Below are 16,573 nucleotides of genomic sequence, written 5' to 3'. Positions count from 1 at the left end.
CGTGAGGCCGAATGGAACGGCTTTATTCAAGTTCCACACCTCCGCCAGGGGGAGGTGTCACCGAAGATGACGGAGGGGAGGATGCGGAACGCCGGTTTCGCGTACCTCCCCCTCCGTCAGGCAAGTGCCTGCCACCTCCCCCTTGCGGGGGAGGATTTCAGTCTCGCCTTACTTGTCGCTGCGGACCAGTTCGGTCTCGGCGAGATGCTCGGCCAAGAACCACACCTGCGGCTCGTGCGTGCGGATGATGTTGCTCACCAGCAGGTCGTTGGTGCCGTCGTCGCCGGACTCGTCGGCGGCTTCCGCGCCCTCATGCGCCTGTCGCAGGATGATCTCGTGCGCCTCGAGCAGACGTGCGAGCTGGGTCGGGACATCCTCGCGGCCCTTGGGCGGGCGGGGGATCGTCGTCATCTCGGCGACGTCGTGCGCCATCGCGATCGAGATGCCGCCAAGCGCCATGATCCGTTCCGCAATGAGATCGACCAGCGCAGCCTGCTCCTCGTAATGTTTGTCGAGCAGCAGGTGCAGTTGGTAGAAGGTGGCGCCCGACATCTGCCAATGATGCTTCTTGTACATGTCGCGGATCGTCATCGTATCCGCGAGTACCTGGTTCAGCGTCGCGACGCTCTGCGCGCGGGCGTTGTCCTCCAGCGCGATCGGCAGGCGCTTGAGCGCGCCGTAAGGCTGAATCTCGCGGTATTCGACCTTGTACTGCGGCTGCGCCTCGACCGACGTATCGAGCTTGGGCAATTTTGCGGGCTTCTTCGCCATCGGGAAATTCCTGTCTGTTGACGTAAACCGAACTCGTTGAACGCACGACTGCGCGGATCGACTGCGAACGAATTGTCCGCTCACAGTGATCGCGTTCGGTGGGCTTAGCATCATTACCCGTCGGCGCCCCCTTGACTGTGTGGCGTCCACAAAGGAAGCGGGCCGCCGCAACGTGTTGGGAGTTTGGGATGACGGAAGCACCTCTGGTCGCAGGTATCGAACTTGGCGGGACCAAATGCATCTGTATTCTTGCGCGCGGGCCCGACCAGATCGAGGAAACCGTGCGTATCCCGACTACCCGGCCCGACGAGACGATGGCGGCGATCGAAGCCGTGCTCGACCGGTGGAGCGGGTTCGTCGCGATCGGTATCGCCAGCTTCGGTCCGGTCTCGATCGATCGGCATTCGCATGATTACGGCCACATCACCTCGACCCCCAAGCCGGGCTGGGCGGGCACCGATGTCGCAGGGCGGTTGCAGCGCCGGTACGGCGTGCCGACCGGCTTCCACAGCGACGTCGTCGGCGCGGCGCTCGCCGAGGCGTTCTGGGGCGCGGCGAAGGGGCTGCCCGATATCGCGTACGTGACCGTCGGTACCGGCGTCGGCGCGGGGTTGATCGCCAACAACCGCCCGGTCGACGGGCTGACGCATTCCGAGCTCGGCCATATCCGGCCTGCGCGGTTCCACGGCGACGACTGGATCGGCAATTGCCCGTTCCACGGCGCCTGCATCGAGGGGCTCGTCGCCGGTCCGGCGATCGCCGCACGGATCGGTCATCCTGCGGATGAGGCACCGGCCGAGCATCCGGTCTGGGACGGGGTCGCCGATGCGCTGGGGCAGCTGTGTCACACGCTGGTGCTGACCGGGATCCCGCGACGCATCGTGATGGGCGGCGGTGTGATGGGCGCGTCGCACCTGTTCCCCCGCGTCCGCGCAGCGATGACGCGCAGCCTGGGGGGCTATATCACGCTGCCCGAGGTCGCGTTGACCGATACGTTCATCGTACCGCCTGCGCTGGGCAACAATGCCGGGCCGCTCGGGGCGATCGTGCTCGGCGGACAGGCGCTCGGCCATCAGCTGGAAACGTCGTTTACGGCGTCTTAACCGTACCTCGTTACCGCTTCGTAGCAAGAACTGGAGGCACGTATGCCATCGCTGGACGGCGACGGTCGTGTCTCACGAGGAGCGGTTTCCGATGCGCATTCTGATCGTGGACGACGAGCCGCCGATGCACGACAGCTACCGGCGTAGTTTCGCCGGGCCACGATCGCGTACCGGGTCCGCCTTGGACGCGATGGCGGTCGAGCTGTTCGGCGACGACGGCGTCGATGCGACCGACGATGCGCCCCCGTTCGTACTGACCTATTGCGACCAGGGGCTCGACGCGGTCGCCGCGATCGAGCGGGCGGTGGTCGACGATGAGCCGTTCGCGGTTGCGTTCATCGACGTGCGGATGCCGCCGGGAATCGATGGCCGCGAAACCGCGAAACGCATCCGCGCGCTCGATCCGGACATCAACATCGTCATCGTCACCGGCTATTCGGATTTCTCGCCGATCGAGATCAGCAAGGTCGCCGGCCCCGCCGACAAGATCTTCTACATCGCCAAGCCATTCGAGGTTGCCGAGATTTTGCAGACCGCGACCGCACTCGCGCAGCGCTGGCGGAACGATCGTGATCTGGCGACGGCGCGCGACCTGCTCGCGGCACAGGTCGTGCAACTCGAGGAACAGGGTGCCGAACTGGCGGCGAACGAGAGTCGCGCGCTGCACATGGCGACGCACGATTCGCTGACCGACGCACCCAACCGGCTCGCCTTTTTGCGGGCGCTGGCGGCACGGACGCGCGACGAAGGGCTGTTCGCCACCGTGATGATCGATCTCGATCGTTTCAAGCTGGTCAACGACACGCTCGGGCATCTCGCCGGCGATGCGCTGATCCGCGAAATCTGCGTGATACTCAATCAGGCTGCGCCCGAGGGAGCGATCGTCGCGCGGCTCGGCGGCGACGAGTTCGGGATCCTGTTCGAGACGGCGGGCGAGGCGGCGGCGGTGATGGCCTGCGAACTGATCGTGAGCGCGTGCTCGGTCAGTCTGCAGGTGTTCGGCAATTCGGTGCAGGGTGGGGCCTCGGCCGGACTGGTTGTGACCGCGGGCGGGCAGGGCGGCGATCCGGTCGACGTGATCCGCCGTTCCGACCTTGCCCTCAACGACGCGAAGCGCGGCGGGCGCGGCATCGTCCGGCTGTTCGACGAGAGCATGGACGAAGGCATCCGTTTTCGCCGCCGCGTCGAATCCGGTCTCGGCCAGGCCATCGAAAGGGGCGAACTCAGCCTGGTCTATCAGCCGATCGTCTCCCGCGATGCGATCGAGGTGGTCGGGTTTGAGGCGCTGGTCCGGTGGAATACACAGGAATATGGGCTGATGAGCCCGGCGATCTTCATTCCGATCGCGGAGGAATCGAACCTCATCCACGAACTTGGCGACTGGGTGCTGGGCGAGGCGCTCGACGTGCTGAAGCAATGGCCTGGCCAATATGTCTCGGTGAACTTTTCCCCGCGCCAGTTTCGCCGCCACAATTTCGTCGGGCACATCATGAAGAGCGTTCAGCGCGCTGGCATCGCGCCGGCGCGGCTGCAGATCGAGATCACCGAAACCGCGATCTTCGACGATGCGGAGCGTGCCGCCGAAACGCTCTACAAACTTCGGCAAATGGGCTTCCGGATCGCGCTCGACGATTTCGGCACGGGCTATTCGAGCCTCTACAACATCCGCAAGTTCGCGCTGGACTGCCTCAAGATCGACAAGTCGTTCATCGATGGCATGGGCCGCGAACGCGAAAGCGCGGCAATCGTCCATTCGATCATCCATCTCGGCCGCGCCCTCGGCCTCGGCGTCATCGCGGAAGGCGTCGAGACCGAGGCGCAGGTCCAGGCGCTTCGCCTCGCCGGCGCGAGCCATATGCAGGGGTATTTCTTCTCGCGCCCGGTCACCGCCGATCGCGCGCTCGAGATGGCGCTGACCGGCACGGTCGACGGTAGCGACGACGTGTCCAACGACGACCACAAGATCCGCCAGACGTTCGGGATACGCGGCTAATGCCGTCTGCCGCGATGGGCCGGCTGCCGCCTGTTCTGGGCCGGCAGTTCGGACGCACGCGGACACGCTCGTCGCTCGGTGCCAAGCTGGTGATGATCATGACCGCGGTAGGGCTGGTCGCGACGATCGCGATCACGCTGCTGCTCGCCAGCATCATCACGCCCAGCTTCACCCAGCTCGAAGACAAGGCTACCGCCGGGCAGGTCGCGCGGGCGCGCGCTGCGGTATCGGACTATGCCGCCAGCGTCGAAAGTGCGGTGCGCGACTATGGCGACTGGAACGGCAGCTATGCCTACATGGCCGACCCACGCGCCGGTTTCGATCGCGAAAGCCTTTTACCGCAGGCGATGTACGAGATCGGTGTCGACGGCATGGCCTATGTCAGCCCCGCCAATAGCGTCGTGATCGCCCGCTGGCGCGATGCGGCTGGTAGCATGCAGGCGAACATCCGGCGTCAGCAACTGACGACGATGATCGCGCGAACCGATCTTGCCACGGTGCTTGGCCGGCGCAGCTCGGGACGGTTCTATGCCCGTATCGGCGACTCGGTGGCAGCGATCGGCGTTGCCCGCGTCCGTCGTTCGGACGGTAGCGGCACTCCGCGCGGTTATGTCCTGATGGCGCGCGTGATGACGACCGAGCAAGCGTCCACGGTGCTGCGGGCCCGCGCGCAGATCGACACCACAGCGCCCGGCAATGCCGTCGCCATTGCCGCCGACCCCACGAAGCTGACGATTGCGGTGCCGATGATTGGGGCCGATCGTCATGCCGTCGCCAGCGCGCGGTTCAGCGTCCCCCGCGATGTCTCGCTGTTGGGGCGGCGCATGCTGCTGCTCGCGGTTGTCGGCTCGACCATGTTGCTCTTGCTGGTACTGGTGATGCTCCGGCGGATGATCGAGCGGCTCGTGCTGCGTCCGCTGCACCGTGTCGAAAGCCACATGCAGCGGGTGCGGGCATCGGGCTCGCTAGCGCTGCTGGAAGAGGACGGCCGGCGCGACGAGGTTGGCTCGCTCGGCAGGAGCTTCAATGCGATGCTGCGTCAGTTGAAGGACCTGCGCGAACAGATCGAAGTCCAGTCGTTCGATTTGGGACGAAGCGAAAGCGCGGTCGCGGTCATGCACAACGTCCGCAACGCACTGAATCCGATCAGCACCATCCTCAGCCAGGGAATTACGCAGTCCGCCGCGGTCGACCGGACGACGATCGATCGTGCGATCGCCGAACTCGCGCGCGGCGACATACCCGATGCACGTCGCCGCAAACTCAGTATGTTCGTCGCGGCCGCGATCGACGCCGAAACCACCGATCGCGAGACCATGCGCCGCGAACTGGCGATCGGCCGCGAGGCGATGGCGGATGTTCTGGAAATCATCGGCCAGCAACAACGCGCCGCGCATGAACGCCCCGCGCTGGAGGTGTGCGACGTCAGCGACATCATCGCCCGAAATGCGACGATCGCGCGCTATTCGCTGGACACCTCGATCGCGTTCAGTTTTCCCGCCGGCCCGAGCCCGGTGATGGCGAGCCGGGTCATCCTCAGTCAGGTGATCGGCAACATCTTCGGCAACGCGGTCGAATCGATCGTCGCGCGCGGCACGGGCAGCGGATCAATCGTGGCGACCATCACCGAAACGGCAGGCCGGGTCACCGTGGCGATCCGCGACGACGGCGAAGGCTTTTCCCCCGAAGCCGGGGCGATGCTGTTTCAACGCGGGTTCTCGACGCGCGCGCACAAGTCGGGCGGGCTCGGGCTCCACTGGTGCGCCAATTCGATGGCCGCGATGAAGGGAACGCTGCGGTTGGAAAGCGACGGGCCCGGGCTTGGCGCCGTCGCGCTGCTGACGCTGGATGCGGCGGATGCAGCGATCTCCAACGCGGCGTAGCGCGCACCGGGCCGAACAGGTCACAACAGGCTCGGTTGCACCTCGTCGTCGTCGCCCATGATCCCGGACAGCGTCAGGCCGAGCAGCCGCACGCCGTCGGGTACCGGCAGTTGCGCCATCAGCAGTTCGAGTCCTGCTGCAAGGAACGCCGCCTTGTCGGTCACTGCAGCCTGCGACGACCTGGCGCGGGTGATCGTACGGAAATCGGCGTGGCGGAGTTTCAGCGTGATCGTCCGACCGCGCGTGCCGTGTCGTTCGATCCGTACCCATGCAGCATCCGCCACGCGGTGAAGCGCCGCGCGGAGGTCTTCCGCGGTGGTCAGGTTGGTCTCGAACGTGCGCTCCGCCCCAACCGACTTGGCCGCCCGATCGACCCGCACCGGGCGATGGTCGATGCCGCGCGCCGCGCCGTAGAGATAGTCCGCATAACTCCCGAAATGTGCCTGGAGGAACGTCAGCGTCTGCGCGAACAGGTCGGCACCCGTTAGGATCCCCAGCCGCTCCATCTTCTGCGCGGTCACCGGTCCGACGCCGTGGAACCGCTTGACCGGCAGCGACTGGACGAACGCAGCGCCGCGTTTTGGCGTGATGATGCACATCCCGTCGGGCTTGTTCTGATCCGAGGCGAGCTTGGCGATGAACTTGTTGTAGCTCACCCCGGCGGACGCGGTCAGTCCGGTATCCGCCTTGATCCTGGCGCGGATTTCCTCCGCGATCGCCGCCGCGGTGCCAAGACCGCGGATATCCTCGGTCACGTCGAGATACGCTTCGTCGAGCGACAGCGGTTCGACGAGCGCGGTGTAGTCGGCGAAGATCGCGCGGATCTGGTCGGAGACGCCGCGGTACACGTCAAACCGCGGCGGCACGAACACCAGGTCGGGGCAGCGCCGGATCGCGGTTACGGAGGGCATCGCGCTGCGCACACCGAACGCGCGCGCTTCGTAGCTTGCCGCCGCGACCACGCCGCGCGCGCGCGATCCACCGACCGCCACCGGTCTGCCCTTTAGCGAGGGATCGTCGCGCTGCTCGACCGATGCGTAGAAGGCATCCATGTCGACATGGATCACCTTGCGCTGCGCAGGAGGCTGGGTAGGAGGAAGCATCAGCGCGTTAGATAGGCGCGTGAGGGGCGGCGATACAGGGTGCATCCGCAACCAATCGCGCGGCCGCGGGTACTGCCGACGGGCAAACGAAGGGACGCGAATGCAGGTCGGGACGGAATGCTGGCGGGTCGAACGCGCCGAACAGATGGCGGTGATCGTCGATGCGGAGAAGTATTTCCGGACCGCGCGCGTTGCCATGATGGGGGCAAAGCGCCGTATCCTGTTGATCGGCTGGGATTTCGACGCCCGCATCGAGCTCGAACCTGGCGTCGCGAGGCCCGGCGAACCCAAGAAGCTCGGCGAATTCATGCTGTGGTTGGTCGAGCGCGAGCCCGAGCTCGAAGTGTTTGTGCTGCGCTGGGATACCGGCGCGATCAAGTCGCTGTTCCGCGGCTCGACGATTTTCACGATGATGAAGTGGATGAAACATCCGCGCATCCACACCAAGCTCGATGGGCATCATCCGACCGCGGCGTCGCATCATCAGAAGATTGTGATCATCGACGATGCGCTGGCGTTCTGCGGCGGGATCGACATGACCGGCGACCGCTGGGACACGCGCGATCACCGCGACGACGAGCCGCACCGCGTCCAGCCATCCGGCAAGCCGTACAAGCCGTGGCATGACGCGATCAGCGCGGTGCAGGGCCCGATCGCGCATGCGCTGGGCGAGCTGTTCCGTCGCCGCTGGCATCTGGCCGGCGGGATGAAGATGGCGGCGGGTAAGCCGGGCGGGAAGAGCTGGCCCGAGGGGCTTGAGGTCGATTTCCACGACGTCGACGTCGCGATCGCGCGCAGCGAACCCGAAATGTCGGACCAGGAGCCGGTCTACGAGAGTGAGGCGCTGTTCCTGGGCCAGATCGCCCGCGTAAAGCGGCATCTGTACATCGAGAGCCAGTATTTCGCGTCGCGGAAGATCGCCGAGGCGGTCGCCAAGCGGCTCGGCGAAGCCAACGGCCCCGAGATCGTCATCATCAACCCGACCACCGCGCAAGGCTGGCTCGAGCCGATCGCGATGGACACCGCACGCGCGCGGCTGATGGAGGCGCTGCACCGGCGCGACACGTATAACCGGCTGCGGATGTATCATCCGTACACCGCGGGGGGCGAGGCGATCTATTGCCATGCCAAGATCCTGATCGCCGACGAGGACGTGTTCCGGCTCGGCTCTTCGAACATGAACAACCGCTCGCTGCGGCTCGATACCGAATGCGACCTCGCAATCCGCGCCAGCGACGAAGCGACGTCGCAGGGCATTGCGGCGATTCGCGATGGGCTGATCGCGGAACATCTCGGTGTGGAGGTATCGGTGGCGACCGATCTGATCGCCGAGACGGGCTCACTGATCGAAACGATCGAGCGGCTGCGCGGCGAAGGCAAGACGGTACGGCCCTATGAGGTGCCCGATCTGACGTCGGTCGAGGAGTGGCTGGCCGACAACGAGGTGCTCGATCCCGAAGGGCCGGAGGAAATGTTCGAGTCGCTCAGCAAGCGCGGGCTGTTCCGGCGGTTGCGGCGGAAGAAGTAGGGGCGGCCCCGCCCGCGACCCGTCATCCTTACGATAGTCAGGACCCAGGGTTCCGAATACATCGCTTGATTGCCCTGGATCCTGACTTTCGTCAGGATGACGGGGAACACACAAAAGGCCGCGGCACCCCCCGGTACCGCGGCCTCTAGCGCTCCCGAAAACTGGGGAGTTACGCGACCTGTGCTTCGAGCACCTCGTCGGGTTCGCGCAGCACATAGCCGCGACCCCAGACGGTCTCGATGTAATTCTCGCCATCGCATGCCAGGCTGAGCTTCTTGCGGAGCTTGCAGATGAACACGTCGATGATCTTCAACTCGGGCTCGTCCATCCCGCCATAAAGATGGTTGAGGAACATTTCCTTGGTCAGCGTGGTGCCCTTGCGGAGCGAGAGCAGCTCCAGCATCGCATATTCCTTGCCGGTCAGATGGACCCGGCTGCCATCGACTTCGACCGTCTTCGCGTCGAGGTTGACCGCGAGCTTGCCGGTGCGGATGACCGACTGGCTGTGGCCCTTCGAGCGACGGACGACGGCGTGGATGCGCGCGACCAGTTCCTCGCGGTGGAACGGCTTGGTGACGTAATCGTCGGCGCCGAAGCCGAAGCTGCGAACCTTCGAGTCCATCTCGTTGACGCCCGACAGGATCAGTACCGGCGTCGACACGCGCGCGACTCGCAGCCGCTTGAGCACGTCATAGCCGTGCATGTCGGGCAGGTTTAGGTCGAGCAGGATGATGTCGTAATCATACAGCTTGCCCAGATCGAGGCCTTCTTCCCCGAGATCGGTGATGTAGACGTTGAACCCTTCGGTCGTCAGCATCAGCTCGATAGCCTTCGCCGTGGTCGGCTCGTCCTCGATCAGCAGCACCCGCATGCGTCGTCCCCTTTTCGCGAGACCGCCCGACACCCCATGTCAGCAGCTCGACTTCGATTTATTAACCACACAACATCTGAAGGCAAAAGGTTAATTTCGAACTAAGGCTCGCGGCCCTGTACGGTGGCGGGCCAAATCGACGCGCGCTCTGGCGCAGGGGAAATGTAGCCGCCCGGCGGATCGGCACTGCGGCGAGGTTGGCGGATAATTCCAGGCGAGCCCGCACCGTGACGCGAAACGTGCCGCGACATCAGCAATTATTTCATCAACCGCGTGCTGTCTGTCGGTCGACGTCATGGCGAGTCGTTTCGCTGAGCGTCGCGTAGACCGATGCCTGATCAAGATGCGCCCGACGTTGGGAGAGGGTATCGGCAATCGCGGCGGCATTGAGCTCCGCGTCGGCCAACCGCTCATAGTCGGCGGCGGTAACGATGGTGGACAAGGAAAATCTCGATCGCTGGCGGTTGCGCGCATATCGACGCTCGGCGCCGACGTCGATTTGAAGCGACGCCAGGAACGGCACGTCACCGCATAAGGATGCCGATCTGACCCGGAGTGAGCTCTGGGCCGCGTCAGGGCGAGCCGGGGCCGGGACGAGTCGCGCCGCTGAATCGCAGCCGCGCATGCTGTGCGTTCAGAGCGGGTCGCGCAGTCGCCGCGTCAGGAACTCTATCAGTGCTTCGACACGGGCGGGGCGGAGCGGACTGGGTGGGGTCAGAAGATGTAACCCGATCGGGGCAGGCGCCCAGTCGCACAGGATCGTCGTGAGCGCGCCCGTGGCGAGATACGCGTCGATGATGAAATCGGGAAGTCGCGCGATCCCGAGCCCTGCGACCAACGCCGGTATGATCGCCTCGCCGCTATTGGCGGTCAACGGCCCGTGTGCGCGCACCGAAACCTCCGCGCCGCCTGGGCCCTGAAAGCGCCAGGGTCCGACGACGTTGGAATAGCCGAACAGCTTGTGTTCGCCGAGTTGCGCGGGATGTGTCGGCGTACCATGGGCTTCGAGATAGCGCGGCGCTGCGACGAGATGCGCCTGGATCGTGCACAGCCTGCGCGCGCGGAGCGAACTGTCGGGGAGTTCGGCGATACGCAGTGCGACGTCGAACCCTTCGGCGACGATGTCGACGCGCGCGTCCGACAGGTGCAGGTCGACCTCGATCCCCGGATGCGCGGCGAGGAATTCGGCGAGCAAGGGCGCGACGTTGGTGATGCCGAAGCTCATCGGCGCGGCGAGGCGGACGCGGCCGGTCGGCGCGCTGGCCGCGTCGTTGGCAGATTCCTCCGCAAGCCGCGCTTCGGCGAGGATGCGCGCGGCGTGCTCGGCGAGCGGCTTGCCGGCCTCGGTCAGCGCGAGCCTGCGCGAGGTGCGGTGGAACAGCGACTGGCCGAGATGCGCCTCCAGCCGGGTGATCGCCTTCGACACGGTCGCCTTGCTCAGCCCGATCGCATCGGCGGCGGCGCTGAACGAGCGATGCTCGACGACGCTGGCGAAGATCGCCCATGCTTCGAGATCGGGCAGGCGCATAAGGGGAGCTCCTCCATTGTATCCCCCCGCAAGGGGGAGGTGGCGCCGTAGGCGACGTAGGGGGAGGACACGCAACAGACGTAGCGCCTGCCTCCCCCTCCGTCTGGCAAGTGCCAGCCACCTCCCCCTGGCGGGGGAGGATTAAATCCTACCCGCTACGCTAGCACCGAAACGATCGGTTTCCAGCGTTTCTATTTACGTTCCTATCGCCGCGCTTATCTTGGCTGCAACCAGTGGAGACATTTCATGACGACCACGACGATGACCAAGATCGACCGCCGCCCCTTCGAAAGCCTCGGCCATGCCGATCATGGCTGGCTTAATGCGCGTCACCATTTCTCGTTCGCTAGCTACTATGACCCCGCGCGGATGGGCTGGGGCGCGATCCGGGTGTGGAACGACGACCAGATCGCCGCGAATTCGGGCTTCCCGCCGCATCCGCACCAGGACATGGAGATCATCACCTATGTCCGCAGCGGCGCGATCACGCATCAGGACTCGCTCGGCAACAAAGGGCGTACCGAAGCGGGCGACGTCCAGGTGATGAGCGCCGGCACCGGCGTCCGCCATGCCGAGTATAACCTCGAGCCCGAGACGACGACGATCTTCCAGATCTGGATCGAACCTTCGCGCAAGGGCGGTTCGCCGAGCTGGGGTGCCAAGCCATTCCCTAAGGGCGAACGCTCGGGGCAGTTCGTGACGCTCGCGAGTGGGTTCGAAGGGGACGGCGATGCCTTGCCGATCCGCGCGAATGCCCGTGTCCTGGCGGCGACGTTGAAGGCCGGCGACAGCGTCAACTATGCGATTGGCGAGGGGCGGCACGTGTATCTGGTGCCTGCGACCGGCGCGATCACGATCGGCGACGAAGCGTTCGGCGCACGCGACGGTGCGGCGCTGCTCGGCGGTCAGACTGTCACGATCACGGCACAGGATGATGCCGAGATCGTTCTGGTCGACTCGGAATAAACTCGCGCGGCAACCTAACCGTCACCCCAGCGAACGCTGGGGTATCCCGGTTCGGGCCGCCGCACTCGCCTCATGAAGACCCCAGCGTCCGCTGGGGTGACGGACTTTCCAGGAGACTGACAATGACCAAGGTTCTCGTGCTGTATTACTCGTCCTACGGCCATATCGAGCAGATGGCGGATGCCGTCGCCGAGGGCGCGCGCGCCGGTGGTGCCGAGGTCGATATCCGCCGCGTCGCCGAAACCGCACCGCAGTCGGTAGTCGAAGCCGCGCACTTCAAGACCGACACCGCGCATGCCGAGATCGAAGGCCCCGCCGCGCTAGAACAGTATAACGCGATCATCGTCGGCGCACCGACCCGCTTCGGCCGGATGCCCGCGCAGATGGCGCAGTTCTGGGACACGACCGGTGGCCAGTGGTTCTCGGGCGCGCTGATCGGCAAGGTCGGCGGCGCGTTCACCTCGACCGCCAGCCAGCATGGTGGGCAGGAAACGACGTTGTTCTCGATCATCACCAACCTGATCCATCACGGCATGACGATCGTCGGGCTCGATTACGGCTTCCAGGCGCAGATGGGCGTCGACACGGTCAAGGGCGGCTCGCCCTACGGTGCGACGACGATCTCGGACGGCGACGGCAGCCGTATGCCGAGCAAGGAAGAGCTCGGTGGCGCCCGCTATCAGGGCAAGCGGATCGCCGAGACCGCGGCCAAGCTGAGCGCCTGAACCGAGACGCGACGCGGGCGACAACGCCCGCGTCGTTTTGCGCTTGCGATCAGCCGATCAGCAGGCGCGCGCCCAGCGCGGCGAACAGGGCGGGTGGCATGACAACCGCGCCCACCTTCAGGAAGCGCCAGAAGCCGACATCCTCGCCTTCGCGACGGATCGCGGTGAGCCACAGGATCGTTGCCAGCGAGCCGGTGATCGACAGGTTAGGCCCGATGTCGACGCCGATCAGCAACCCGTCGGTGACGATCTGCGGGACATGCGCCTGACCAAGCGTGGTACTGGCGATCAGTCCGGCGGGCAGGTTGTTCATCAGGTTCGATCCGAACGCCAAGATCGTTCCTGCGATCCCGGCAGTTGCCGCTGGCGAATGTGCAGCGCCCTCCGCCAGCCAGCGCGCAAGCATCGCGATCACGCCGGTGCTCGCCAGCGCCTCGACCAGCACGAACAGCCCCGCTACGAGCGGCAGCACTGCCCACGACACCGATCGCAGCGTCGTCACCGGCGATTTGCGGCCACCGATGCAGATCGCCGCGGTGGTCGCGATGCCCGCCAGGCACGTCGGCAGCCCGAGATCATAGCCGCGGGCCGACGCGACGATCAGCAGCACCGCGGTCGCGACAATCCCGCCGAGCGCGACCAGCCCGCCACGTGGTAGCCTGGTGGTTTCTACGTCGGTCTCGCACGTCCCGCCGAGCCGCTCGCGCTCGACCCAGCGCAACATCGCGAACGTCACGCCGATCGCCATCACCGACGGCAGCGCGAACGACGCCATCCACGCGCCGAGCGTCGGCATCTGGCCACCGTACAGTACGAGATTGGCGGGGTTCGAGATCGGCAGCACGAAGCTCGCCGCATTGGCGATCAGCGCGCACGCGAACAGCATCGGCAGCGGATCCGCCTTCGCCTTCTTCGCCGCGGCATAGACCGCCGGCGTGAGCACGACCGCGGTCGCATCGTTCGACAGGAACGTCGTGACGACGATGCCGACGCCGAACACCAGCGCGAACAGCCGGCTGGTCGAGCCCTTCGCCATCTGGACGGCGTGCACCGCGACCCAGTCGAACAGCCCTTCCGCGCGCGCCACCTCGGACAGCAGCATCATGCCGATCAGGAACAGATAGACGTCGCCGCCTTTCAGCACTGCGGTCCACGCATCGCCGATCGGCAGCAGGCCGAACACGATGAGCACGACCGCGCTGGTCACGGCCCACACCGCTTCGGGAAGCTTGAACGGCCGGGTAATGACGCCGAACGTCGCGATGAAGCAGATCGCCCAGATCGCGTACCGGGCCACCATGTCGGGGTGTGTCACGTATGGGGTACCCCGTTAGAAACCATCTGTCGTGCGGCTAGAGCATGGTCGCTCGTCATGCGGATCACCAGTCCAGGCCGTTCTTGTTCGGGCCACGCTGCGCACCGTCGATCCCACGCTCAGGCCATGCGCCAATGGCGTGGACGTCGCGGCCCAGGGCAGTTGGCGGATTGCGCTTGAGACGCGGTGGTCCGGGGCGGTCGACGGGCCGAGGCGCGCGGACGAGAATCTCGATCACGTCCTCACCGCCATCGCTGCGGACTGTCAGCCGGTGTAGACCATCGGCGGCACCGTCGATCGTCGCTTCCCACAGCCCCGCTTCGTTGCGCGTCATCGCGACCGCGACGCCATCGTCGAGCCGGGCGAAGGCTTGGGTCGGGGCAGGGTGGCCGAAGATCTTGGCGCGAACGACGAAGGACCCGTTCGGGACATGGCCTAAGTGATCCGGATCGGTGATCAGGCGACGATCGGCGGGCGCGGTGATCTGCACCAAAGGCCAAGGATCGTCGATCGCCTGGAACCGCCAGCTCGGCACGCCGTCGTCGAGCGTTACGACCGAGAACCCCGGTGCGCCCTCTTCGATCTGGCCGGTCGAGCGCGTCGCGCCATAGACGACGCGGCCATCGTTGAGCAGCTCGTTGTAATGCGTGTGCCCGGTATCGACGAACGCGACGCGGTGTGCGGCGAACAGCCCGGCAATCCCGTCCGGGTCGTCGCGCAGATCACCTGGATACGCATGCATGAACACGGCGCTGCGCAAACCGGCGGCGGTCGCGGCGCTCAGTTCGCGTTCGATCCACCGCCGCTGGTCGGGGTCGATCCGAAAATCGGGGCCACCGTCACCGGCGGATACGATATCGAGGAACAGGCAACGATAGCCGTTCATCGTGACGGCATAGGGCGCCAAGTTGGTCGTGATCGCATGCATTGCGGTCAGGTCGCCGGGTTCGAAATCATGATCGCCTGCCAGCACATGCCAGGGAAGCGACAGCCCGGTCATCGCGTCGGCGATCCGCGCATATTGGTCGTCCGTCCCGTGATTGGCATTGTCGCCCGGCAGGAATGCGAAATCGACGGCGCTGCCCTCAGGCCCCCGACCCATATGCGCCTGCGCCGTCGCCACAAGTGCGCGAAATCGCGACAGTCCTTCATACCCATCGGCGTCGTCGACATGCAGGTCGCCAAAGTGAATCCAGGTCAGGCATCCTGCCATTATAGTTGCTTTCAAGTCATTTCTGCCTTTCGCAGCCAAGCGCAACGATGAAGGCATCGTTCCGTGACATTTTCTTCATGATTTGAACCTGAACCTGCTCGTTCAGTTTCGGTTTAACCTACGAGATCATTGGAAAAAAGCGGATCGTATATATTCTTCGGCATCGGAAACTTTGCCGCCGGCCAGATCTTTAGCGCTCGACGAAAAGCGACTTCGAAGGACTCTTGATGGCCACTACCGCGGACAAGGCGCCCGAAATCACAAGTGGAAGCGGGCAGTCCGGCAAGGTCCCCACGCGGACCCTCGACGCGCTGAACTTCTTTCTGGCCGACGTCCGCGATGGTCTCGGGCCGTATCTGGCGATCTACCTGATCGCGGTGCGTGGGCCCGCGCATGGCTGGAACGAAGCGACCGTCGGCGCGATCCTCACGATCGCCGGGATCGTAGGGCTGATCTCGCAGACCCCGGCCGGCAGCCTGATCGACCGCGCCAAGAACAAACCCCGGATCGTGATGATCGCTGCGTTGCTCGTCACGCTCAGCAGCATCTCGCTGCCGGTCGTCAGCGGCTTTACCGCGGTCGCCGTGACGCAGTCGATCGCGGCGATCGCCGGCGCGGTGTTCGCCCCCGCGATCTCGGCGATCACGCTCGGGCTGGTCGGACCCAAGCTGTTCGCCAAGCGCGTCGGCCGCAACGAGGCGTTCAACCACGCCGGCAACGCGGTGTCGGCGGCGCTGGCGGGCGTTCTCGCGTGGAAGTTCGGCCCGGTCGTCGTGTTCTGGCTGATGGGCGGGTTGACCGTCGCCAGCATCATCAGTGCGTCGCGCCTGAAGAACGAGGATATCGACAATGCGGTCGCGCGCGGGCTCGATTGCGAACCCGACGAGGGCGACGACGATTGCGAGCAGCCGAGCGGGTGGAAGGCCTTGCTCGAGAACAAGCCGCTGATGATCTTCGCGCTGACCGCGTTCCTGTTCCACCTCGCCAACGCGGCGATGCTGACCTCGGTCAGCCAGCTGCTCGCGCGGACCGTCGGCAAGGATCAGGCAACCTCGCTTACTGCCGCCTGCATCGTCGCGGCGCAGCTGGTGATGGTGCCGGTCGCGATCGTCGTCGGGCGGAACACCGATCGCTGGGGGACCAAGCCGCTGTTCCTGGTCGCCTTCGCATTTCTCGCCGCGCGCGGTGCGCTGTACACCGTGTCGGACAATCCATGGTGGCTGGTCGGCGTGCAGGCGCTGGACGGCGTCGGCGCAGGGATCTTCGGCGCGTTGTTCCCGGTTGTGATCGCCGACCTGACCAAGGGCACCGGCCGCTTCAACGTCAGCCAGGGCGCGGTGGCGAGTGCGCAGGGTTTGGGCGCGGCGCTGTCGGCGACTCTGGCGGGCGCGATCATCGTTTGGGCGGGCTACACCGTCAGCTTCCTGACACTCGCAACGATCGCCGCGCTGGGGCTGGGGCTGTACGTGCTGGCGATGCCCGAGACCAAGGACAAGCTCACGTCCTAAACGTGGATCGTGGCTGGCTTCGCGCTTTAGCGGCTCGGCCCACGTGTTCGAGCGTGATGAGAGCCC

14 protein-coding genes are annotated in these 16,573 nt (G+C 65.5%); 7 read left to right on the top strand and 7 right to left on the bottom strand.

Annotation, left to right across the window (positions count from 1 at the left end; all coding sequences use genetic code 11):
• Nucleotides 1-168: 168 nt before the first annotated feature.
• Nucleotides 169-771 (bottom strand): Dps family protein, encoded by a 603-nt coding sequence (locus tag U1763_RS12585; protein WP_332755479.1) that lies wholly within the window; start codon nucleotides 769-771, stop codon nucleotides 169-171.
• A gap of 188 nt (nucleotides 772-959) precedes the next feature.
• Here U1763_RS12585 and U1763_RS12580 point away from each other — a divergent pair, with 188 nt between their 5' ends.
• The 3 genes from U1763_RS12580 (at nucleotide 960) to U1763_RS12570 (ending at nucleotide 5,750) form a co-directional block, all read left to right on the top strand.
• On the top strand, nucleotides 960-1,874 hold the full coding sequence (locus U1763_RS12580; RefSeq protein WP_132737796.1) for an ROK family protein: 915 nt from the start codon (nucleotides 960-962) through the stop codon (nucleotides 1,872-1,874).
• A gap of 91 nt (nucleotides 1,875-1,965) precedes the next feature.
• Nucleotides 1,966-3,867 carry a GGDEF/EAL domain-containing response regulator gene (locus U1763_RS12575; RefSeq protein WP_332755478.1) on the top strand — a complete coding sequence of 634 codons (1,902 nt, stop codon included), beginning with the start codon at nucleotides 1,966-1,968 and terminating at the stop codon, nucleotides 3,865-3,867.
• A complete protein-coding gene (locus U1763_RS12570) occupies nucleotides 3,867-5,750 on the top strand; it encodes a CHASE4 domain-containing protein (RefSeq protein ID WP_332755477.1) in 1,884 nt (627 codons plus the stop codon). Before U1763_RS12575 ends, U1763_RS12570 begins: the two co-directional genes overlap by 1 nt.
• A 20-nt stretch (nucleotides 5,751-5,770) precedes the next feature.
• On the opposite strand, the gene dinB is transcribed toward U1763_RS12570, so the two are convergent.
• The gene (gene dinB, locus U1763_RS12565) at nucleotides 5,771-6,853 is read right to left on the bottom strand and encodes a DNA polymerase IV (protein WP_332755476.1); all 1,083 of its coding nucleotides are present in this window, start codon (nucleotides 6,851-6,853) and stop codon (nucleotides 5,771-5,773) included.
• 100 nt (nucleotides 6,854-6,953) lie between these two features.
• Between dinB and U1763_RS12560 the strand changes: the two genes are divergently transcribed.
• Complete coding sequence (locus U1763_RS12560) at nucleotides 6,954-8,381, top strand: phospholipase D-like domain-containing protein (RefSeq protein ID WP_332755475.1); 1,428 nt, start codon at nucleotides 6,954-6,956, stop codon at nucleotides 8,379-8,381.
• Between the two features lie 169 nt (nucleotides 8,382-8,550).
• On the opposite strand, the gene ctrA is transcribed toward U1763_RS12560, so the two are convergent.
• From ctrA to U1763_RS12545, 3 genes are all read right to left on the bottom strand, one after another.
• Entirely contained in the window at nucleotides 8,551-9,252 is a 702-nt protein-coding gene (gene ctrA / locus U1763_RS12555; protein ID WP_055872989.1) for a response regulator transcription factor CtrA, read from the bottom strand.
• Nucleotides 9,253-9,517: 265 nt separating this feature from the next.
• Nucleotides 9,518-9,775: a hypothetical protein gene (locus U1763_RS12550; protein WP_332755474.1), complete on the bottom strand. Its 258-nt coding sequence runs from the start codon at nucleotides 9,773-9,775 to the stop codon at nucleotides 9,518-9,520.
• 111 nt (nucleotides 9,776-9,886) lie between these two features.
• Nucleotides 9,887-10,780, bottom strand: a complete 894-nt coding sequence (locus tag U1763_RS12545; RefSeq protein ID WP_132896179.1) for a LysR family transcriptional regulator — start codon at nucleotides 10,778-10,780, stop codon at nucleotides 9,887-9,889.
• Between the two features lie 246 nt (nucleotides 10,781-11,026).
• On the opposite strand from U1763_RS12545, the gene U1763_RS12540 reads away from it, so the two are divergent.
• Both U1763_RS12540 and wrbA read left to right on the top strand, forming a co-directional pair.
• Nucleotides 11,027-11,746, top strand: a complete 720-nt coding sequence (locus U1763_RS12540; RefSeq protein ID WP_332755473.1) for a pirin family protein — start codon at nucleotides 11,027-11,029, stop codon at nucleotides 11,744-11,746.
• 122 nt (nucleotides 11,747-11,868) lie between these two features.
• Nucleotides 11,869-12,471, top strand: a complete 603-nt coding sequence (gene wrbA / locus U1763_RS12535) for an NAD(P)H:quinone oxidoreductase (RefSeq protein WP_332755472.1) — start codon at nucleotides 11,869-11,871, stop codon at nucleotides 12,469-12,471.
• A gap of 49 nt (nucleotides 12,472-12,520) precedes the next feature.
• On the opposite strand, the gene U1763_RS12530 is transcribed toward wrbA, so the two are convergent.
• Both U1763_RS12530 and U1763_RS12525 read right to left on the bottom strand, forming a co-directional pair.
• Nucleotides 12,521-13,771 (bottom strand): arsenic transporter, encoded by a 1,251-nt coding sequence (locus U1763_RS12530; RefSeq protein WP_332755471.1) that lies wholly within the window; start codon nucleotides 13,769-13,771, stop codon nucleotides 12,521-12,523.
• A 79-nt stretch (nucleotides 13,772-13,850) separates the two neighbouring features.
• Nucleotides 13,851-14,999 carry a metallophosphoesterase gene (locus U1763_RS12525; protein ID WP_332755470.1) on the bottom strand — a complete coding sequence of 383 codons (1,149 nt, stop codon included), beginning with the start codon at nucleotides 14,997-14,999 and terminating at the stop codon, nucleotides 13,851-13,853.
• Nucleotides 15,000-15,226: 227 nt separating this feature from the next.
• On the opposite strand from U1763_RS12525, the gene U1763_RS12520 reads away from it, so the two are divergent.
• Nucleotides 15,227-16,507: an MFS transporter gene (locus U1763_RS12520; protein ID WP_332755469.1), complete on the top strand. Its 1,281-nt coding sequence runs from the start codon at nucleotides 15,227-15,229 to the stop codon at nucleotides 16,505-16,507.
• Nucleotides 16,508-16,573 lie beyond the last annotated feature (66 nt).

Source organism: Sphingomonas sorbitolis (genome assembly GCF_036663875.1).
Classification (GTDB): Bacteria; Pseudomonadota; Alphaproteobacteria; order Sphingomonadales; family Sphingomonadaceae; genus Sphingomonas.
This window is presented reverse-complemented; position numbering and strand designations above follow the sequence as displayed.